Origin of the sequence: Spirosoma luteum DSM 19990, assembly GCF_000374065.1 — a bacterium.
Lineage (GTDB): Bacteria > Bacteroidota > Bacteroidia > Cytophagales > Spirosomataceae > Spirosoma > Spirosoma luteum.
This window is the reverse complement of sequence record NZ_KB893312.1, coordinates 1-20669: the sequence shown is the minus strand read 5'-3', so window position 1 is coordinate 20669 and position 20669 is coordinate 1. Positions and strand designations below refer to the sequence as shown.

The following is a 20669-nucleotide window of genomic DNA, read 5'->3' as shown; positions in this document are numbered from 1 at the left end:
GCGTAACGGGTAAATTCGATGGGACTGGCGCGACCAGCAAGCAAATGTGGCTTGCCTGCTGGATTTCTACAGCAGGCAAGCCACATTGAAAAAGCAGAGAAGGAGTAGCGTATTACTGGTAGAACGGTAAGGCGTTACAGTTCTACCATGGCTTTGATAACACCATTGGCGGGGTCGAGCCAGCCCGCAAAATCGTCACGTACCTGCCCGAATGGTACCCGGTGGGTAATGTAGGTAGTTGGGTCTATTTGCCCGTCTTTTATAGAAGCAATAACGTGTTCAAAATCAGCCCGCATAGCGTTTCGGCTACTCATCAATGTCCCTTCCCGCTTATGAAAATCGGGATGACTGAACGAGACATCGCCTTTTTGTAACCCTACCAGCACATACCGTGCGCCGTGGGCCATGTACTGAAATGCATTGTTGATGGCCCGCAGACTACCCGTTGCATCAATAACAACGGTTGGCATATCGCCACTGGTAATCATAGCCAGTTGCTCAACTACATTCGCATCCGTAGCTAAAACCGTATGATTAACGTGTAGCTTATTTCGGCAAAAAGCTAAACGTGATTCATTAATATCCAGGGCAATAACGTTCCCTCCCGCAATGCGGGCAAACTCCATTACGCCCAAGCCGATTGGCCCCGCTCCAACCACAAGTACCCATTCGCCGGGTTGCACATCGGCCCGACGAATGCCGTGGGCACCAATGGACAATGGCTCCACCAGGGCTAGTTCATCAACGCTTAGGCCATCGCCGTGTACCAGCGAGTAAGTGGGCACCGACAAGTACTCCACCATCCCCCCGTCCATATGAATGCCGGACACCTGCAGGCTGACACAGCAATTTGTTTTGCCAGCCCGGCAGGCAACGCAGTGACCACAGTTGAAATACGGGATAAACGTTACTGTTTCGCCGGGTTTAAAACCGGGTGCATTATCAGCCGCTACAAGTTCGCCCGCCAGTTCGTGCCCCAGGATGCGGGGGTACGTGAAGAAGGGTTGCGTTCCTTCGAATGCGTGGAGGTCCGTGCCACAAATACCAATTCGACGAATGCGCAGGATGGCATGGTCCGGTGTCAACTCCGGTTTTACACCAGGCTGATACTCGAACTGACCCGGCGTTGTGCAGACTAACGTTTTCATAAATTTATGCGGGAAATGGTCAGGAAGCATTGGCTAAAGCGCGGTCGAGGTGTACGTAGCCGCCATCTACATACAGAAGTTGCCCGGTGGTATGGCTGGAGCAATCCGACAGGAGAAAAGCGGTGGTATTGGCAATTTCTTCGGCGGTTGTCATCCGGTTTTCCAGCGGGATGTGCGCCACGATAGACGCCAGTTTTTCATCTGGGTTGGGTAATGTTTTAATCCAGCGCTCGTAGAGAGGGGTCCAGCATTCGGCCACCACAATGGCATTGACCCGAATGCCGTATTTCAACAGCTCAACGGCCCACTCACGGGTCAGGGCGTTGCGCCCCCCGTTGGCGGCTGCGTAGGCAGAGGTTCCACCCTGCCCGGTGTCGGCCGTCTTTGAGGTTATATTGACAATGGCCCCTTTTGATTCTTTCAACGCGGGTAGTGCGTGATGCACCATCAGGTAATAGTGAACCAGGTTTTTGTGCAGAGACGAGATAAACGCATCGTAATTGCCGGTTTCAAGCCCTACTCCGTCGTTCACTCCCGCATTGTTCACAACCCCATCTATCCGGCCATACCGCTTCAGTACAGCACTAACTGCTTTTTCCGATTCTTCCGGTTTAGTCAATTCGGCAACGACCTGAAACGCCTGTTGTCCAGCCGCTTCAATTTCGTCGACAACTTTCTGGTTATCGGCTTCGTTTCGCCCAACAATGACGGGTATGGCTCCTTCGGCGGCCAGTACGTTCACGATACCTTCGCCAATGCCTTTGGCCCCGCCAGTGACAATAATGACTTTATTCTGCAAGTGTAAATCCATATCTGTTCATAACAAATTAGTTCCTGACAACGAATAAAAAGCCCCCGCTCAAGCCGGCGGGGGCTTTCCTAACTACTAACCTATGATAAAAATCATTATCTGTGTTAAACAGAGAAACTATTAATGAGCGGCCGTTAGCTGTACGTTTTTAACGGCGAAGTTCTTAACGGCAAAGTACAGAATCGGTAAAAAACAAATGGCGGGTACCAGATAGGCCGTTTGCATGCTGCTCAGGTCAGACACCTGCCCCATAATAACCGGGAACACTGCTCCCCCGGCAATGGCCATGATAACCAGCGAAGAACCCAGTTTGGTTTGGGACCCTAACCCCCGAATACTCAAAGCGAAGATAGTGGGAAACATGATGGACATGAAAAACTCGACCCCAATCAGCGCGTAGACCGGTACCATTCCACTGCCAAATACGGCTATGGCCAACAGGCCGATATTCAGCAGGCTATACAGTGCCAGCAGTCGGGGTGGAGACACGTATTTCATCAGAAACGTACCGAAGAAACGACCAACCATGAAACCCAGTAACGCACCGGATAACATATAAGCCGCTGTTTTTTCCCCGATGTCAGCCACCTGACCCACAAATCGAATGAAAAAGCTACTCACACACACTTGGGCACCTACGTAGAAAAACTGCGCTACTACCCCCACAACCAGGTTCGTTTGGCCCAGAATCGAACCCTTCACTTTTGGCGAAACAAGCGGGTCTTCCTCGTCGATAACGGGCAGGGCCGTGCGGCTGATAAGCAGGGCTACCAGCAGCACAATGCCCCCGATAATCAGAAAGGGAACCTGTACCGAGGAGGCTTCTTCCTGTAGATAAGCCTGGAATTGCCCGATCGACATGGCCTGTTGCTCCGTAACAGACACGTTCCGACCCGAAAGTATGAACGCGCCACCAGCCAGGGGGGCCAGAAAGGCGGCCAGCCCATTGAACGACTGGGCAAAGTTGAGCCGCTGCGTAGCGGATTCCTCATCGCCCAGAACCGTGATGTACGGATTCGCGGCCGTTTCGAGTAAGGTTAAACCCGTGGCAATAATGAACAGGGATAATAGAAAAAAGTTGAATTGCCGGGTTTCGGCGGCCGGATAAAATAGAAATGTACCGCCCGCAAACAACAGCAGCCCCAGCGTAATACCGGCTTTGTAGCCGTACCGCTTCATAAATAGTCCCGCCGGAAGGGCCATCAGGAAATAAGCGATATACGAGGCCGAATCAATAAGGGCCGATTGTACATCACTCAGTTGGCAGGCTTTTTTCAGGTGGGGAATCAGGATAGGGTTCAGGTTCAGCGCAAATCCCCAAAGAAAAAATAGTACCGTGATTAAAATAACAGCGTATCGGGTAGTTGGTTTAGACACGTAAATCAGTACAGTTTAGGGAGATAGTTTGCCAGTTGGTGCAACTGTGGTTAAGAAGTAAACTATCGCCCTTATTTACCCGGCAAGGGTAAACTCAGCCACTCATTTTTTAATCCTCAGCTGGCTGGAACAGGGTTGATGACCAACGGGAACCACTCATGGATTTTGCGGACCGTTCCTCTACTTTGCGAACAACCGATTCGGCTAGTTACTATCATTGTGATATCAAAATGATACCGAATTATTGATAATAAACGTCTACGAACATGAAAGAAAAACCACTTACTTCAATCTCTGGCTATGGAGTGTTATTCATGGCTGTTGTGTGCCTGCTGCTGGCCGGTGGGGCAGTAGCTATCCAATTTAGCATCATATTGGCCGTTCTGTTTCTATTTGTATCGATTGTGCTGTTTATCGGCATAACCGTCATCAATCCAAACGAAGCCATGGTGTGTACCCTTTTTGGGGAGTACGCTGGCACCATGAGGCAGGGTGGCCTGCGCTGGGTAAATCCGCTTTATAGCAAAACCAGAATTAGTTTGCGTGCCCGTAACCTGAACGGGCAAACCATTAAAGTGAACGACAAAATGGGTAACCCCATCGAAATTGCAGCCGTGGTCGTTTGGCAGGTGACGGATACGGCCAAGGCGTTATTCGACGTGGATAACTACGTGAATTTTGTGCAGATCCAGTCCGAGGCAGCCGTGCGTTTTTTGACCAGTTCCCATTCCTACGACAACATGGAAGACGAACACGAAGCCGTAACGCTACGGGATAATACGGGTCAGATCAATAAATTTCTGGAACAGGAACTGGACGAACGGCTTGGGCAGGCGGGGGTTCAGGTCATGGAAGCCCGCATCAGCCACCTGGCGTATGCGCCCGAAATTGCGGGGGCCATGCTACAACGTCAGCAGGCAACGGCGGTTGTTTCGGCCCGAAAGCAGATTGTAGAGGGGGCTGTTGGCATGGTAGAGATGGCCCTGGCCCGACTGGCCGAGAAGGACGTGGTGCAACTGGATGAGGAACGAAAAGCGGCCATGGTCAGCAATCTGCTGGTTGTATTGTGCGGAGAGAAATCCGTTAGTCCCGTCGTCAACGCAGGCACCTTGTACAATTAGTATTGGGCGTGAGGAGCTATCTAATGGTATGGTATTACACCGGATAGCTCCTCACTGCTAACCTCCTCTTACAAAATATGGCTGTTGAAAAGAAAGCATTTGTTCTGCGGATTCAACCCGAAACACTGAAAGAACTGGAACGCTGGGCACAGGAAGAATTTCGAAGTGTGAATGGGCAAATTGAATTTTTGCTCAATGATGCTCTTCGAAAGCGGAAAAAACGCGGACAAAATTCTAACAATGAGTCTCCTGAAAGCCCAGATATGGTATAACGAGAATAAGCCTTAGGGTATAGTCGACTGGCTATCCGGCATTTACCGATATAAAATACGGCGTGACCTATTTATGGGGCATTTAACTGGGTTGTAACGAGTTCCCCAATAAGACGAACGCCCTCCAGCGTCAGCGATGGAACAATATCGACAAATACATCCCGTAGAGACGGAATTCGACCCGATAAACCACCGGTAGCTACAGCAATGCAGTCACCACCCAATTCAGCCTGTATCCGGCTCACCAGGGAGCGAACCAGCCCTTCATAACCCAGCATTACCCCCGCCTGAATGGCATGCGTTGTACTCGTGCCAAGGGCCGACGCGGGAATTTCAATGGGCACTTCGGGCAGCTGGGCCGTATTGGCAAACAGGGAACGGATTGCCGTTTTAAGGCCCGGTGCAATGGCAATACCCAGAATTTTACCCTCGGCAGAAACGGTTGTAAACGTGAGGGCCGTACCAAAATCCACGACTACGCAAGTCCGTTTGTAACGCGTGTGAGCAGCCAGGGCATTAGCAACCAGATCGGCCCCAATCTCATGCGGACGCAGCACCTCAATGGGTAGCAATGGGTAAACACCCGGACCAACAACAATGGATTCGAAGCCGAACAATTCGTTTAGCATCGCCCGCATGGTGGGCGTAAGATCAGGAACAACACTGCTAAGAACCGTTGTCTGCACATCGCTCAGTGCTATATTGGCTTCCAGTAGCCAGAGTCTCAGTTTTCCTTCGTAGGACCCGGCATGTTCATCTTTCCGGGCGGGAGTGCGCCAGATGTGTTGCCAGGCGTTCTGGTTATAAAGCCCAAAAACGGCGTCAGTATTACCAATATCAACGATTATCTGCACAGTAGCCAGAATAGACGGTTGTAGGGGCGAAGTAAGGAGAAAAACCGCAGATTCCCGTATAATTATGCTTACTCATCCCGACTTTTGCCCGATAGCACACCCAGGGCGGTCATTTACACAGCACGCTCAAACTAACTTTCTGGGCTGTGTAGTCATAAAGTCTTTCAGGTAGAATGGTTCAAACGTAGCCAGATCATCAAACTGTCCTCCGTCAAAAGCCACTGTTGCCAACTGCCCGACCGTACGGGCCGAAGGGACTACGTTCTTATCGAAAAACAACGCGTTTGGATGCTTCTCCAGGATACTCTGGCACTTTGCAGCCCCATCGCCAAAGAAAGCCACTGGCCCCTGTTCCAGCCAGTTCCCGAATGAGGTTTCGTCGATAATCTGGGCCGATGTGGGCTGGGTTTCCTGGCCACTGGGCTGATAAAAGGCACAGTACACTTCCATGCGCCGGGCGTCGATCATGGGACAAAGGAGATGTTCAGCCGAAAAGTAAGGCTGGACCTGGGCGGCCATTGCCTGTAGTGTGTTAATACCCAGCAGTGGCTTATCCAGCGCAAAGCACAACCCTTTTGCGGTCGAAACCGCAATACGCAGCCCCGTGTACGAACCCGGCCCTTTGGCAACCGCTATGGCATTAAGCTGGGCAAGTTCGTAACCCGCATGACTAACAACATCCCGAATGAGTGTTGTGAGCATAGCCGCAGAGGTGCGCTCCGTAAAGAGTTCGTAACAGCCCAGCAGAAGGCCATCCTGATGCAGCGCAACGGAACAACAGGCAGTAGAGGTGTCTATGGAGAGAATAAGCATTGTAAATGATGAATGATAAATTATAGATGATGAATGACGGCTCGAAAGCAATCATTGATCATCTATAATTTATCATTCATAATTATTTTGTCCCTTTCAGGATGGTACTATACCGGCCCATATCCTTGAACAGATTGAGGGCGGCTTTCATTTCAGGGTCGGTGGCGAAGGAGGCTTCCTTGATGCCGCGCTGCAGGTAATAGTGTCCGGCAATTTCCTGTTCCAGCAGGGTTTTCAATTCCGTTTTAAACGTATTCAGATCAGCATCTTTGCTATGCGACATTTTGGTCTTGAGCGACTTTAGCTGGTCCTGAATCTGATCGAAGTATTTCTCTTTCTTGGCCGACGCTTCGAGTGTACCCAGGTCTTTTTCTACCTGTGTTGTATAGTCGTATTCTTTATCGCTCAGCCACTTGGTAAACTCTGCGTACTCGGCATCGGTCAGGCGAAACTCGCGGGCGGGCTTGATGGTGGGGTGATCGTAGTGGTATTTTACGGCGTAATCGAAAATCAACCCCTTGTTGGTCAAGCTGAGGGCTACCGGTACGGGAGGCAGTGCTTCTACCAGTACGTCGGGCAATACACCGCCACCGTCGTACACGGTCCGGCCCGCTTTTGTTTTGAAAGCCGTTTTGAGCGAATCCGGAATTTTCCCCACGCTGCCGTCGGGGTTGCGGTGGCTATAATCAATAGCCTGAATGCAGCGTCCGCTGGGAATGTAGTATTTAGCGGTGGTTATTTTCAGCTTGGTGTTGAACGACAGTTCACGGGTGGTTTGCACCAGCCCTTTGCCGTATGTACGCTGCCCAACCAGCACCCCCCGGTCGTAGTCCTGAATAACACCCGACACGATCTCGGCGGCTGATGCGCTATGACTATTAGCCAGCACAATCATGGGCATTTCCAGGTCCATGGGCGGATTGATGGCCGTATATGTCTTATTCCACTCGGTTACTTTTCCCTTTGTGGTAACAACTTCAGAATCTTTCGGGATAAAAATATTGGAAATGTCGATGGCCATGTTCAGCAGTCCACCTGGATTCTCCCGAACGTCGAGAATAAGTTTTTTCATTCCCTTCGTCTTCAACTCCTGGAAAGCCGAACGGACCTCCCGGGAAGCCGTTGCCGTGAAGTCTTTGAGGTCAATGTAGCCGACATCCTCCGAAATCATCCCGTAGTAGGGAACGTTTGTCATCTTCACCACATCGCGGACAACGCTGAGTTCGACTGGTGCTTTCTGTCCATACCGCATCACCGTTATCTTTACGGCGGTGTTATTCTGTCCTTTCAGCAGCTTACCGGGGTCCATCGGCCCACCGTCACGATCTTTGCGGGTTATGTCAACCCCATCAATCTTAACCACCTCATCACCAATGCGCAGTCCTGATTTTTCGGCGGGTGTTCCTTCATACACCATCAACACGATATTTTTATCCTGCCGGTGGCCGATGAGTGCTCCTATACCGTTGTAGCGGCCGGTAGTCATGGTCATGTAGTCCTCAATCTCGTCTTCCGCAAAAAAATTCGTGTACGGATCAAGGGCCTTCAGCATAGCATCGATGCTGGTTTTAACCATCCGGTTTGGATTCACTTCGTCAACGTAATACAGGTTCAACTCCTTGAACAGCGTTGCGTAGATATCGAGGTTACGCGCGATTTCAAAAAAACGGTCGTCGTTCTTAAACGAAAAGAAGCCAATACCGCCCGCTATGAGCGCTGATGAGGCCAGAAGGGTAAAGCGTTTAGAGAAGCGCATAGGCGGATTCAAAATGAAGAGTGAGGCATGTACATGGAAGAAGGAGGCACTGGAAATAGGCATGCTTCATGGCCTGGTCTTCGCTGCACATTTTGCTATTGCTAATTTCATACCTTTTTCTATCTCTTCAAACGAAATTATCTGCTTGGCCGTATAAAGAAAAGCAATAGACGAAGGACCGGATGAATTTAAGTCAAACGGGCTTTTATGTAGCCGGTACGCTTCCCGCACCCGCCGACGGATGAGATTCCGGTCGACAGCCCGTTTGAAGAGTCGTTTTGGTACCGTAATGACAATGGAAGGTAAGGAATCGTTGCTTTCGGGTTGGGGTAGATAGAGGACCCGAAACGGAAAAAGGTAGAACGTCCCGACAGACGCACTACCCTTCTTAAATAATTCACCAAGAATTTTTTTGCTGCAAAGCCGTTCCGATTTGGTGAAGGTTTGCGGCATAACGGTTCAGCTGGTTAGTCGATAAGTCATTCAGTAACTGATACAGGATGACTAACCGACTGGCTAACTGACTTCCTGATTAAACTTTAAAGCGTTCGCCTTTCTTCTCGTCCGAGACGGTTAATTTGTGGCGCCCTTTGGCACGACGGCGTGCCAACACCTGACGGCCGTTGGCAGTAGCCATCCGCTCGCGGAAACCGTGCTTGTTTTTCCGCTTCCGATTCGATGGTTGGTACGTTCTTTTCATGATCTATATTGCCTAAAACCTGTATTTTTCCAAATGAGTCCGCAAAGATAGGCGAATGATACCAGTTTACCAAGTTGCGGTTTTACAAAATCAGGACAAATGCACAGACTGGGTAAATTAATTTCTCAGACAAAGCAATCTTTCTCTAAAAGTCAGGCGTTTACCTGAGACGTTGCCTGCTTTTTACACCCGTTAGCACATTTTTTCGACATTCCCCGGCCAGTGCTCATTCATTGAATTCAATCATTGTTTACTTTTGCGCAGTGACTAACCGCCACCCCCATGAACCAGCCCTACCGATATAACCGCGACAACGCTACCCGTGTTGCCGGAACCACAACCCTGAAGGATGCTATTGGGCAATTATTAAAAACCTACCAACTCCAGACCCGCTTCAACGAAACCTATCTCGAAGCGTTTTGGGGGCGTATGATGGGCCCAGCCATTGCCTCCCGTACCAACCGGCTTTACGTTCGCGACCGTAAGTTGTACATTGATATTGCCTCGGCTCCGCTCCGCAATGAGCTCGTCAACGCTAAACAGAAGCTTGTTCAGTTGGTCAACAAGGACATGGGCACGGAGGTAATCGACGATGTTATATTTATTTGAATTATCCTGCCAGTGCGATCAGAATTGAATTAGTAAGTTCATTCGTTCCTGCTGCAGGGTGAGTGGTTCATCAACAAAATGAGCTGCCACGCCCACCCGTCGGGTAATATCCAGCCACTCCTGCCGGGACAGCACAAGAAAGCCATTTTCTTTACGAACGGTATAGTAAGCAGAAAAACGCAACCGAACCAGCAACCGTAGCATCGACAGTAATTGCCCCTGCCTGAGCGAACGTCCCATGATGCTCAGAATATCGCTGAACACACTACCGCCCACCATCAAATCGCAAATGAGGGCCTTGGCGCCGGGAGCCGCTATCTGCTTAATGTTCCTGATCAGCGTTTCTACGTCGGCCGCACTCTTATAGTACTGCACCACGCTCATCACGATTATCACGTCGAACTGTTGGTTGGCAACTACGCCAAAATTCAGGTAATCATCGGCGGGTAAATCATGGAAATAGATGCCCGGATGCGCAGCGTGTTTACTACGGGCTATTTCATTATAGCGCGTTGAAATATCCAGTCCGTGCATTTCGGCAACCCGGCTGAACCACGCATCCTCCAGGTTACCCGGGCCTGATCCAATGTCCAGTACCCGCTGTGTCCTCGATAACGGGATGTATTTTTCGACCCTTGCCAGAAAATAAGCGTAGTTCATTGACATGGAGTCATCGAACTCATTTTCTTTCTGCCAGAAATCCAGCCAGGTTTGTTTTGCCATACTTATAGTTGGTTTTTTGATTTGTGTATTGTCAAGGGAAAACTGACTTCCCTACTGCCAACATCCGTTGAGAAGGCTCCTGCGTGGAAGTAGGATTTGCACAGGAAGTAAGAGCCGCAAACGTTGGTGCGTGGTGGAAATGGAGGGAATGTTGAGCCGGGTAAAGCGCATATAACCCCTTTGTGCCGAATAAAATATCCGGGTCAACAACAGGAAATCTGGTTCTTACCGGAACCTTCCGCGAAGGAAATTTAGTCACTGCCAACCAGTGTAAGCAGGCAACAAGTATGAATCGAAAGTCGCTGAAGAGTGGCTTTTCAAAGAAAGATACCATTGGGCAAAGTAACGCAAATGACGATTAAGGCGTGTTTGTTTTGAGCTGCTGTACAAAAGTACCCATTGTATTAAACTCCCCCATTGGCTTCAGGTAGCGCAACAGATGCTCAACCCGGTCGAGTAGTACATTCCGGGAATGCCGACGCACGTAGGCAGGAATTTTCTCATAGGCCGATAAATCCGTAAACTCCCAGGGATGGACGTAAAGATTCAGAAACCCGTCGGCTTCCAGTGTTTGGCGGCAGAGTAATTTGTAATAGGCAAACGGAAAGTTTTTCAGACTCAGCCAGAACAGGGGCAGCCGCAGGGTAGGCGTTACCGAAGCCGGAATTTGCCAGACATCCCGTTCGCGAAACGGGTGCCGGGATTCGCCCCAATGGTTATAACGCCCCGGAAGCCAGGTGGGGTGAAGGGACGAATTGTAGGCGTAGCCTGCCTGCTGTACATCAGTTGGATCGACATAACCCATTCGTGCCCGACGGAATCCCGTTACCGGTTGGTTTAGCAGGGCTTCCAGTGCCAGCCGGGATTTGAGCAGATCGGCGGGCTCGAACGTGGTATGAAAGTAGCCATGCGACGCAATTTCATGCTTCTGCGCCAGCGTCCGTATCAGTTTGGGTTCGTGAAGCGCGTAATTGGCCGTTGTAAACAGCGTAACCGGGGTATCAAGGGCATCGAAGCGTTCGGCCAGTAAGGACAATCCCTTCGTTGAAACTGCCACTTGTTCGTCTAGCGAAATGTCATGCCCAAATTCAAGGGCCGTATCGAACTCCTCTACATCAACGGTGAATAAAATACTCCTTGCTCTTTTGCCGGTACTTACCATATCGTAACAGTTTCTTCAATTTCGCTGGTATCGCTGATGATGTAGGCCGGTCGGCCTTTTACCTCAACAAATGTTTTCCCCAAATAAACACCAATGATACCAATCATAATAAACTGAACACCGCCAATCAGCACAGTGAGCACAACCAGTGTTGTCCAGCCCGATACGGTAGCGTTGGTAAAAAAATACTCATACATGGCTTCCGCACCGAAGAGAAGGGCAAACAAAGACATCCCGAAACCGAGTAATACCGACAGATAAAGGGGCCGGGTAGAAAAAGAGGTAATACCCATAGCGGCCAGTTTGAGCATTTTCCGGAACGAGTATTTGGACCGCCCTGCGTATCGGGCGGCTGGTTCGTACAGTATCCGGCACTGCCGAAAACCAACCCAGGAGATGGCCCCCCGCAGGAATAAGTCGTTTTCTTTGAATTCCTTCAGGGTGTTTACCACTTTACGATCCAGCAGTCTGAAATCAGCCGCACCATCTTCAATATCGAGATTTGATACGGTGCGAAGTAGCTTGTAGAAGTATTTGGACGTGGTTCGTTTATAGAGGGATAACGTAGGGTCGGGTCGACGAACGGTATAAACGACCTCGTACCCTTGCCGCCATTTGTCCACCAAAGCAGGAATCAGTTCGGGAGGGTGCTGCAAATCGGCATCCAAACAGATAACCGCTTCCCCAAGGGCATTGTCATACCCCGCCCGCAAAGCCATCTGATGACCAAAGTTGCGGGAAAACGACAAATAACGGATAACGGGATATTGCTGGCTCAACTGCCGAAGAACGTAGCGGGTCTGATCGGAACTACCATCGTCGACAAGCAGTATTTCGTACGAATCATATTGATCCATTACGGCCATGAGCCGGTGAACAAGGGTGGGTAAGTTTTCCTCTTCGTTAAACGCTGGTATTACCAGACTAATCATACCCGAATGAACGCTCATATACGGCAAACCGATTCAACTACTAATACGTGAATAATCCTTAAATTGGGGATAAAGATAAGTATATTTACTTATCTTTTGTCTAAAAATTATCCTATATACCAGTATACGAAAGTATTTTCTGGCCCTATACCCTCTGGAACAGAATGCGTTGTCATGCACGAGAGTCACCTTAGTCTATCATTCGGGTCGGACGAGCGAAAGCCGGGCCGATTCGAGGTCTAGCTCCTGTTCCATTTTTCGGAGTCTTTCACTATCCAGCAGGCTACTCATGCGTTCCTCATTCAGCACGGTTCGCTCCACACTAATCAATTCCAGCTGCAGTTGAATCGCCTGTTTATACAGCTCAGCGGGTTGATGCCCGAAGCATCCCGTTCAGTTCATTAATGCGTAATTCGTACGTGTTTTTTACGTAACTCAGTACATCGTCGTGTACCGACCCCGCCGAATGATTGGCTTCCAGGTGTGTAATAACCTGTTGAGCCATCTTTCGGCGCAACATCCGCTCTTCCTTTTTTTCATCTATTTGCTCCCGCACCCGGAGTACATCAATGAGTACGGGTAGTGTTAGCCCCTGCAAAACCAGGGTAACCAGAATAACGATGAACGTGATAAACAGGATCAGATCACGAGCCGGAAACGGCTGACTATTAAGCAGGGTATTGGGTAGGGCCAGCGCTCCAGCCAGCGATACAATGCCCCGCATACCCGCCCATCCCAGTACGGTTACCTGTTGCCAACTCGGTTTAGGTTCCTTTTTTCGAATATCTGCACTAAACCAACGGGGCAAATAAGCCCCCGGAAATACCCAAACCAGTCGACAAATGATGGCCACTGCACTAACCATCAACGCATATCCAACTGCCTGGGGCAGGGTATAGCCATTCAGATTAGCAACAATCATGGGCAGTTGCAGGCCAATCAGGATGAAAACCAACCCATTGAACAGAAAAATAACCACCTCCCAAACGGCATTTGTTTGCAGCCGAATTTGGTCTGTGAACAGTTCTGAAATACGAACCGACAGAAAAAGGCCGGTGGTAACCACGGCCAGCACACCCGATAGATGAAAATTTTCGGCTATCAAATAAGAGCCGTAAGGTGTAAGCAGGGTAACGGCGGTACTGGTAACGGTATCTTTACCGATGGCCCGGTGTACCCAAAGCATGAGCCAGCCAATGGCCAGTCCGATACTTACGCTCACCAGCGCAATCCCGATAAACTGCAGGCCCGCTTCCCACAAAACAAACTGACTGGTCAGTATGGCCGCCAGCCCATAGCGGTAAATGATCAGGCTACTGGCATCATTGATCAGGCTTTCGCCTTCCAGAACCGTCATAATCCGCTTAGGCACGTTGAGTCCCCGCGTTACCGACGAAGCCGCCACCGCGTCGGGTGGTGCCACAATAGCCCCCAGCAAGTAACCCTGAGCCAGCGAAAATCCGGGAATGATGGCATGCGCAACCAGGGCCACTACCGTAGCCGTAAATAAAACCAGCCCAACCGCCAGCAATGAAACCGGTCGACTGTACAATTTCAGTTCCCTGTTATCGATTTGCCAGGCCGCAGCGTACAGCAAAGGCGGTAAAAAAATCAGAAAAACAGTATCCGGAGCAAGCACAACGGGAGGAAGGCCAGGTATCCAACCGATAAGCAGTCCAACAATGACCAACAGGATGGGATACGATATTCGCGTTTGCCGGGCCACAGCCGCCAATAATGTCGTTATGCCCAGTAAGCCTGTTACAAGTTCGGTGGGATTCATCAGGAAACGGAATGGAGGGCGAATCGGGTTACCTACCCAATAGCCCGGCAAATTTGATATAACTTTGTAAGCTGACCTATCATTAACACCTAATTAATTGACGGCCTCACCGCGTATGAATGTAAAAAAGCCTCGTCTGTTCAATCATGCTCCCCAAAATAGTCAGTTGGTTGAGCAGGAAAAACAGCGCAACGACCTCGGTTTCGGCACCACGCTGACCAACGCTCAGTCGCGGCTGGTTAATCAGGATGGCAGTTTCAATCTGGTACGGGTCAACGGCTCGCTTTGGGACCGGCTGAATATCTATAATCGACTGATTACGATGCGCTGGAGCCAGTTTTTTGCCTGGCTCCTGAGTGCATATATCGTTACCAACACCTTATTTGCGGGTGCTTATATGCTGGCTGATGCCCGTTCACTGACGGGTATTGACGATAAACTGCTGAACGGACCCTTCTGGAAATGCTTTTTTTTCAGTGCCCAAACACTTACTACGGTTGGCTACGGGCATATTTCGCCCAGTAGCTTTCTGACCAGTTGCATTGCCGCTTTTGAATCCATGATTGGCCTATTGAGTTTTGCACTGGCCACCGGACTGTTATATGGCCGCTTTTCCCGGCCGGTAGCCCATATCCGTTTCTCAAAGAATGCGGTCTTCGCCCCCTATCTGGACGTTAATGCCTGGATGTTTCGCATTATCAACACCCGCGCCAATCAACTGATAAACATTGAGGTAACCACAACCCTCTCCCGGTTGGAACCCAAGCCAGATGGCATACTTACCCGAAAATACTACCCCCTGAATCTGGAACGAAACAAAGTTGCTTTCTTTCCTGCCAACTGGACGCTGGTCCATCCTATCACGGACAAAAGCCCGCTGTATGGCTGCACCCCCGAGGAACTAGAGCAGTCCGATGCGGAGATTTTGATTTCCCTACAGGCACTGGACGACACGTTTGTACAAACAGTACACACGCGTTTTTCCTACCGTTACAGCGAAATACGCTGGGGCCATAAGTTCAGACCCATGTTTGACCGTGAACATCAAACCGAACTCGACCTGGATAAACTCGACGAAACCGAAGAGGTTGAGTTGAATTGAGAAACAGGCCAAATAAGGCGCACCTAACCAACAGCTATATTCACGCACATAAATTTTACGCTAAAAATAGCCCCGTGATTATGCCTCCTTTTCTGCGCCCCGGCGATACCGTTGGCGTAGTAGCCCCCGCCAGTTGGTTTCCCTACGAAGAACTTACCGAAGGACTACGAATCCTGCGCGACGACTGGCACCTGAACGTTATTGAAGGCGATAGCCTGCACGCTATCGACGGTCCTTTTGCCGGTTCCGATGACCTGCGCCGGGCCGATCTCCAGCGGCTTTTCGACAATCCCGACGTGCGGGCAGTACTGGCTGCACGGGGCGGTTATGGCTGTTACCGACTCGTTGACGGACTCGATTTAACCGGCATTCGAGCCAGCCCGAAGTGGCTGGTGGGCTTCAGCGATGTAACGGTGCTATTAAGCTTGCTGCAAAAAAACGACATCGTTAGTCTGCACGGCCTGATGCCCCGGCAATTTGGCGACCCCGACCGGTTCGCATCCCAGGAGTCTGTCCGGCAATGGTTGTTTGGCGAAGCACCCACCCATTATGGGGTGGCTGTTCACCCCTTCAACCGACTAGGCCGGGCCGAAGGGCAATTAGTGGGCGGCAACCTAACCCTGCTGGTCAACTCCGTCGGAACCCCAACCGACCTGGATTTTGGCGGTAAAATTCTGTTCATTGAAGACATCGACGAAACACTTTTTTCCCTCGACCGGATGATGACCCAACTCCGGCGTGCCGGACATCTGCGTGATCTGGCGGGTTTGGTTGTCGGGCAATTTACCGACATGCGTACCAACAGTTCGCTGCCATTCAATAAAGATTCGGCTGAGATTATTGCCGATGCGGTGGCCGACTATTCGTATCCCATCCTGTTCGATTTTCCGGCGGGTCACGTCGCGCACAATCTGGCACTGCCCATCGGGAAATCGGTTGAGTTAGTGGTGCAAAAGACGAAGGGGCAGATTAATTTTTGATTGATGACGGTATTGGTTATTCTGGCCCAATGGGGGTTAGTGCGCAGCTACTTGCCGATAGCTCACAGGGATTACTTTGTCGGAGCCGGTAATGGCCAGTGTTTGCTGCATGTCAGCCAGACCGCTTAGCCCTGAAGAACGTCCCTGCGTCATTGCATTTATGTATTGACTACAATAAACGATGATTAAGCCTATTTATCAGGCTGACCATGAACTCCTCCTGCATCCCGATAGGCTTCTCTTCAAGTACCTTCACCGCTTTGGCCTATCTATTCCCCACTCCTAACCATACTTACCCCCAAGGCGAAGTCCTGTAAAAAGTTTATCAGCCGGTTACTCAAAGATTCGTAGTACACATAATCGCTTCCGATACATTTATCTTAAGAAACGGAATAAGCGAAAAGAGGTAGGGTAATGGCCCTGTAAAAAAGGAACTTCAATTCGTTAATTTCTAAGTAAGGCGTATTACACAATCATTTCTCTCCGACAAAGCTATGCCTATTACAGACGCTTCTGATTCCAGGCTGGTTGCCGTAAACTACCCTTGTGCCGTTAATCGGGTCACCCTCCGCTGGGATAAAAACGAATGGAAAATTGTCAATCAGGTTCGGGTGGAAAGCATGACGCTGCCCGCACCTCAGGTTTTACCTGACGGCGAAAATAGCCTGGGTTTCTGGATCGAAGCATGTAGCAGCAAAGGCAAGGTTTATCAGCGTGAGATTATGCCCGATCCATTAGCAGGCATGGAGCAATTTGAGGAAGGTGGAGCCATCAACCGACTTGCTCCCGCACCGCACATTATTGAACTTGAAATACTCATGCCCGACATGCCGGACATTACGGAACTACGCCTATTCTCAAACCCGGCAGGAGAAACAAAAAAAGCTGACAAACGGAAGCGTCTGAATCCTACAGTGCTGAAGATGCCTGACTCACCAAAATGAAGGGTCTTTTCCCTTGCACATCCATTTATCTGCTCATTAAATGAGACGTTATAATATCGCCTGGTAAACGGGTAATTTCCTCCAAGTTCAACTAATCCTAAACCACAAAACGGTATGGCTGCTTCTGATGGACAGGTGTTGGGACTGACCAAGATTATGGACAATGGTCCGGACAACCAACGGTTTAATATTGTCATCGTAGCTGAAGGTTTCCAAGGGGCCACGGCCGCAGCCCAGACGGACTTCAACAATCGGTGTCAGCTTATCGTGAACCAGTTTCAAGCCGAACCGTGGTTCAGTGAAGGGTTGCTGGCGTCAATCAATATCCACCGGCTGAATGTCAGGTCTACTGATACGGGGGCAGATAATCCGGCCACCTGCCCAGATATGTCAACAGCCACAGCCTTTACGGCCGCTACCTTTTTCGATGCTTCCTACTGCACGTCTGGTGCGCGTCGCTGCCTGGGTCTCGACTGGGGGCTGGTGCGCAGCACGTTAAACGCACAACTACCCCAGTGGCACGCAGCCGCTGTACTGGTCAACAGTACCCAGCGGGGCGGCTGTGCCTCGGGAAACGTTTTCGCCACTGCCTTGAGTACTGACTGGCTGGATGTGGTCATGCATGAGCTTGGTCACGCAGCGTTCGGGCTGGCCGATGAATACAGTACCTATCAAGGGTGCGGCAGTAGTGAGACAGACCGGAATAACGCCCCGGCGGGAGAACCCATGGAGCCAAACATTACGGCTAACGGCAATCTGGCAGGACTGAAGTGGGGCCATTTAATAGGCCCCCTTACCCCTGTTCCTACGATGCAGAACCCCGACTGTACCACGTGCGATTTACGACCCAACGTCAGAGCCGACGAGTTGGAAATCGGACTGTTTGAGGGGGCTGGCTATTACCATTGCGGGTACTACCGGCCTGCCTATACCTGCCGCATGCGCGACTCCGGCAAACCGTATTGCCGCGTGTGCGCTGAAGCTGTAATTAATCGGTTACGTCCTTTTTTCAGCACCGCACCGGCCTTGGCAGCATCAGTATCGGCACTTGATTTTGGCAATGTGGGTACTGGCTCAACGCTTAGTCTACCTTTCGAGATAAGCAATGTCGGGAGTGTGGCGGTTACGGGAATTACGCTGGCCAGCAGTAGCCCTAATTTTTCGGTCTCCCCGGCCACCATAGCCAATCTGGCTCCAGGAGTCAGTCAGACGATAACGGTATTATTCGGTCCGGTTTTCACCAATGGAGTGCGAAGTGGTACAATTTTACTAACCAGTAACGCGCCTACTCTGAGCATAGATCTATTGGCTGTTGGTTGCACACCTGCGGCCCGTATGCAGATTCAAACGGCCGATGGACCACTAACACTGAACTTTGGCGACGTTGGCCGACGGCTCACCATGTACCGTTGGTTTGAAGTAAACAACCTCCGAACAACCTGCTCGTCTCAACTTAGAGTAACCCTCTCGAGTCCGCCACCTGGATTTGACTATGCACCGGGAACCAATCTAACCTTTACTTTACCAGCCCCTACGGCCACACAGCCTTTTACCAGTCGGCGGGTATACGTGGCTTTCAGCTCTCCCGCCATCGGTGGACCCGACTTTAATGGAATGCTAACGGTTACGACACCCGATGACCCAATTACTACCTCCGCCAGCCTGTCGCTGAGTACCAGAGCCATTGATCCGCCCGCTGTGGACTCAGTCTTAGTCATTGACCGGTCGGGAAGTATGAGCGAACCGACGGGGGTGCCAGGAGCGTCAAAAATGGATTTGGCGATTCAGGCGGCAAACCTGTACATAGCTCTGCTAAAAGATAATGACCGAATCGGCGTAGTCCGGTTCAACCAGGTTGCCAATAATCCGGGGGATATTCTCCAGCCACTGGTCCTTGCTGGCGATCCGGCAACAGGTGCTGGCAGAGCATCCGCTCGCGGGGTACTATCCCTGGCCAATCTAACGCCATCGGGTAATACGTCTATTGGTGGAGGGACTATTTTGGGTAGCAATGTGCTGGACTCAGCCTCTGCCACGGCGAGAGCCATTGTGGTACTAACAGACGGCATACAGAACACCAGCCCGGATATTCCTGCCGCCAGTACGGCTGTTGCCGCCAAAATGCCCCGACAGCGCGTCTTTGCCGTGGGCCTGGGATTAAACCAACTTGAAGACAAACTGATCCAACTGGCATCGGTAACCAATGGCGTTGCCCAAATTACGGGTGAACTGGCTGGCGACCGGGAATTCCTGCTGCAAAAACTCTACGTGCAAATCCTGAGTGATGTTGCCGATGAAGCGTTTGTTCAGGACCCAACCAATGTATTGACGCCCGGCTCGGAACAGGCAACAGACGTGTACATTGGCGAAGTGGACGTGGCCGCTGACTTTATACTCGTGTATCGCCGGGCTTCCTCCTATCCTGGCATAGAGGTATGGCTGGAATCACCTGATGGCACTATAATCCGGCCTGGAGATGCCGGAAGCACGTTCCCGAATATTCTTTTCGTTTCGGGAAATGGACATGCGTACTTCCGATGCCAGTTTCCAGCGTTCCCCGGCCGTCCCAAAGCGCACATTGGCCGGTGGCGGGTTTGGTTGGCGAGCCGCAAAGGCAGATCGGTTCTCACCCATGGCACTACAGCCGAAACGAGTGTGAATTTTTACTACTCCGTGATGGCCAAAGCGCGTAGCGACCTTCGGCTCGGTGGTTTTCTGGCTCAAAGTTCATATACGCCCGGCTCACCTATGGTAGTAACGCTAGAACCAACACTGTATGGACAACCGGTGAAGCTTGATGCTCCAATTGAGGCTCGCGTTACCCGGCCCGACGGCACAACCCGAATTATTTCGCTGACCGAAACCGTTTACGGGCAATATCAGGGAGTATTTGAGGATACCTACCAATTAGGCGTTTACCCGGCTTCGGCGGTCGTGATGGCAACAACACCTGCTGGAGCGATGGTAACACGGTATCGCTTTTTCACTGGCCTCATCTACCATCCCGGCAAAAAGGATGACAACAATGGGGGAGGAGATAAGGACCCCGACTGTCGTCATGCCCGTCAGGTGCAGAAGCAACTAGAAAAGTTATTGGATCGTCTGGCTGAAAAACATCCAGAGGAGCGGGAGGAAATTGCACGGCTGGTAAAATGGCTGAGGGAGTTTGTCACTACCTGCTGTAAACGTGGTCAGCCAGAGAAAGCAGAAAGGCTTCAAACTATGCTGGATAGAGTAAAACAATTACTGAATGAAGATGGTACTGAAACTTGATAACAGCACCATACAACTCATTTCACCCTTTAGAACGTGTTTGGGAATTGAAGAGGATTGAGAATCGTGTCAACTTTGTATCGACCAAAATGCAAAGTAATGACCAAACAGTGGGAGCCACTGACCGACCCTCAATGGGCCGCAATTTCGCCTTTTTTTAATCTCAAACGCAAACGAAAAGTTGACCTTNGAGAGGTTGTGGACGTCATCTTATGGTTGCTGCGTACGGGCACACAGTGGCGTAACCTGCCCGCTACATGGCCCCACTGGCAGGCCGTTTATTATTACTTTGACCAATGGAAAAGTAAT

The 20669-nt window shown here is 50.6% G+C and carries 21 protein-coding genes; 8 read left to right on the top strand and 13 right to left on the bottom strand.

The features are described 5' to 3' along the window. Positions 1-134 precede the first annotated feature (134 nt). The 3 genes from B156_RS0127080 to fucP all read right to left on the bottom strand — a co-directional run bounded on the left by B156_RS0127080 (position 135) and on the right by fucP (position 3336). Positions 135-1148, bottom strand: a complete 1014-nt coding sequence (locus B156_RS0127080) for a zinc-binding alcohol dehydrogenase family protein (protein ID WP_018622945.1) — start codon at positions 1146-1148, stop codon at positions 135-137. A gap of 19 nt (positions 1149-1167) precedes the next feature. Continuing rightward, positions 1168-1959 carry an L-fucose dehydrogenase gene (locus B156_RS0127075; RefSeq protein ID WP_018622944.1) on the bottom strand — a complete coding sequence of 264 codons (792 nt, stop codon included), beginning with the start codon at positions 1957-1959 and terminating at the stop codon, positions 1168-1170. A 120-nt stretch (positions 1960-2079) separates the two neighbouring features. After that, entirely contained in the window at positions 2080-3336 is a 1257-nt protein-coding gene (fucP, locus tag B156_RS0127070) for an L-fucose:H+ symporter permease (RefSeq protein ID WP_018622943.1), read from the bottom strand. A gap of 314 nt (positions 3337-3650) precedes the next feature. On the opposite strand from fucP, the gene B156_RS0127065 reads away from it, so the two are divergent. Further along, entirely contained in the window at positions 3651-4457 is an 807-nt protein-coding gene (locus tag B156_RS0127065; protein WP_018622942.1) for an SPFH domain-containing protein, read from the top strand. A 77-nt stretch (positions 4458-4534) separates the two neighbouring features. Further along, on the top strand, positions 4535-4729 hold the full coding sequence (locus B156_RS0127060) for a type II toxin-antitoxin system antitoxin (protein WP_018622941.1): 195 nt from the start codon (positions 4535-4537) through the stop codon (positions 4727-4729). Between the two features lie 71 nt (positions 4730-4800). Here the strand turns inward: B156_RS0127060 and B156_RS0127055 are convergent, their stop codons facing one another. The 5 genes from B156_RS0127055 to rpmH form a co-directional block, all read right to left on the bottom strand. Then, positions 4801-5583: a type III pantothenate kinase gene (locus tag B156_RS0127055; protein ID WP_018622940.1), complete on the bottom strand. Its 783-nt coding sequence runs from the start codon at positions 5581-5583 to the stop codon at positions 4801-4803. A 126-nt stretch (positions 5584-5709) separates the two neighbouring features. Then, positions 5710-6396: a tRNA (adenosine(37)-N6)-threonylcarbamoyltransferase complex dimerization subunit type 1 TsaB gene (gene tsaB, locus B156_RS0127050; protein WP_018622939.1), complete on the bottom strand. Its 687-nt coding sequence runs from the start codon at positions 6394-6396 to the stop codon at positions 5710-5712. A gap of 82 nt (positions 6397-6478) precedes the next feature. Beyond that, the gene (locus tag B156_RS0127045) at positions 6479-8152 is read right to left on the bottom strand and encodes a S41 family peptidase (RefSeq protein WP_018622938.1); all 1674 of its coding nucleotides are present in this window, start codon (positions 8150-8152) and stop codon (positions 6479-6481) included. A 66-nt stretch (positions 8153-8218) separates the two neighbouring features. Then, positions 8219-8605, bottom strand: a complete 387-nt coding sequence (locus B156_RS0127040; protein WP_018622937.1) for a ribonuclease P protein component — start codon at positions 8603-8605, stop codon at positions 8219-8221. A gap of 79 nt (positions 8606-8684) precedes the next feature. After that, complete coding sequence (gene rpmH / locus B156_RS0127035) at positions 8685-8852, bottom strand: 50S ribosomal protein L34 (protein ID WP_018622936.1); 168 nt, start codon at positions 8850-8852, stop codon at positions 8685-8687. A gap of 282 nt (positions 8853-9134) precedes the next feature. Here rpmH and B156_RS0127030 point away from each other — a divergent pair, with 282 nt between their 5' ends. Beyond that, positions 9135-9461: a DciA family protein gene (locus B156_RS0127030; RefSeq protein ID WP_018622935.1), complete on the top strand. Its 327-nt coding sequence runs from the start codon at positions 9135-9137 to the stop codon at positions 9459-9461. A gap of 18 nt (positions 9462-9479) precedes the next feature. Here the strand turns inward: B156_RS0127030 and B156_RS0127025 are convergent, their stop codons facing one another. The 5 genes from B156_RS0127025 to B156_RS30120 all read right to left on the bottom strand — a co-directional run bounded on the left by B156_RS0127025 (position 9480) and on the right by B156_RS30120 (position 14061). After that, entirely contained in the window at positions 9480-10184 is a 705-nt protein-coding gene (locus tag B156_RS0127025) for a class I SAM-dependent methyltransferase (RefSeq protein ID WP_018622934.1), read from the bottom strand. Between the two features lie 358 nt (positions 10185-10542). Next, positions 10543-11346: a polysaccharide deacetylase family protein gene (locus B156_RS0127020; RefSeq protein WP_018622933.1), complete on the bottom strand. Its 804-nt coding sequence runs from the start codon at positions 11344-11346 to the stop codon at positions 10543-10545. Then, positions 11340-12296 carry a glycosyltransferase family 2 protein gene (locus B156_RS0127015; RefSeq protein WP_018622932.1) on the bottom strand — a complete coding sequence of 319 codons (957 nt, stop codon included), beginning with the start codon at positions 12294-12296 and terminating at the stop codon, positions 11340-11342. The genes B156_RS0127020 and B156_RS0127015 overlap by 7 nt, the downstream gene beginning before the upstream one ends. Positions 12297-12476: 180 nt before the next feature. Then, positions 12477-12599: a hypothetical protein gene (locus B156_RS32465; protein ID WP_281167543.1), complete on the bottom strand. Its 123-nt coding sequence runs from the start codon at positions 12597-12599 to the stop codon at positions 12477-12479. A gap of 43 nt (positions 12600-12642) precedes the next feature. After that, a complete protein-coding gene (locus tag B156_RS30120; protein WP_018622931.1) occupies positions 12643-14061 on the bottom strand; it encodes a Na+/H+ antiporter in 1419 nt (472 codons plus the stop codon). 115 nt (positions 14062-14176) lie between these two features. Here B156_RS30120 and B156_RS0127005 point away from each other — a divergent pair, with 115 nt between their 5' ends. The 5 genes from B156_RS0127005 to B156_RS30115 form a co-directional block, all read left to right on the top strand. Further along, positions 14177-15163: an ion channel gene (locus B156_RS0127005; RefSeq protein ID WP_018622930.1), complete on the top strand. Its 987-nt coding sequence runs from the start codon at positions 14177-14179 to the stop codon at positions 15161-15163. Positions 15164-15243: 80 nt separating this feature from the next. Next, on the top strand, positions 15244-16143 hold the full coding sequence (locus B156_RS0127000) for an LD-carboxypeptidase (RefSeq protein WP_018622929.1): 900 nt from the start codon (positions 15244-15246) through the stop codon (positions 16141-16143). A 494-nt stretch (positions 16144-16637) separates the two neighbouring features. After that, positions 16638-17087 (top strand): hypothetical protein, encoded by a 450-nt coding sequence (locus B156_RS0126995; protein WP_018622928.1) that lies wholly within the window; start codon positions 16638-16640, stop codon positions 17085-17087. Positions 17088-17201: 114 nt separating this feature from the next. After that, positions 17202-20360: a M64 family metallopeptidase gene (locus tag B156_RS0126990; protein ID WP_018622927.1), complete on the top strand. Its 3159-nt coding sequence runs from the start codon at positions 17202-17204 to the stop codon at positions 20358-20360. Between the two features lie 99 nt (positions 20361-20459). Next, on the top strand, positions 20460-20669 hold a 210-nt coding region (locus tag B156_RS30115), incomplete at its 3' end, for a transposase (protein ID WP_018622926.1).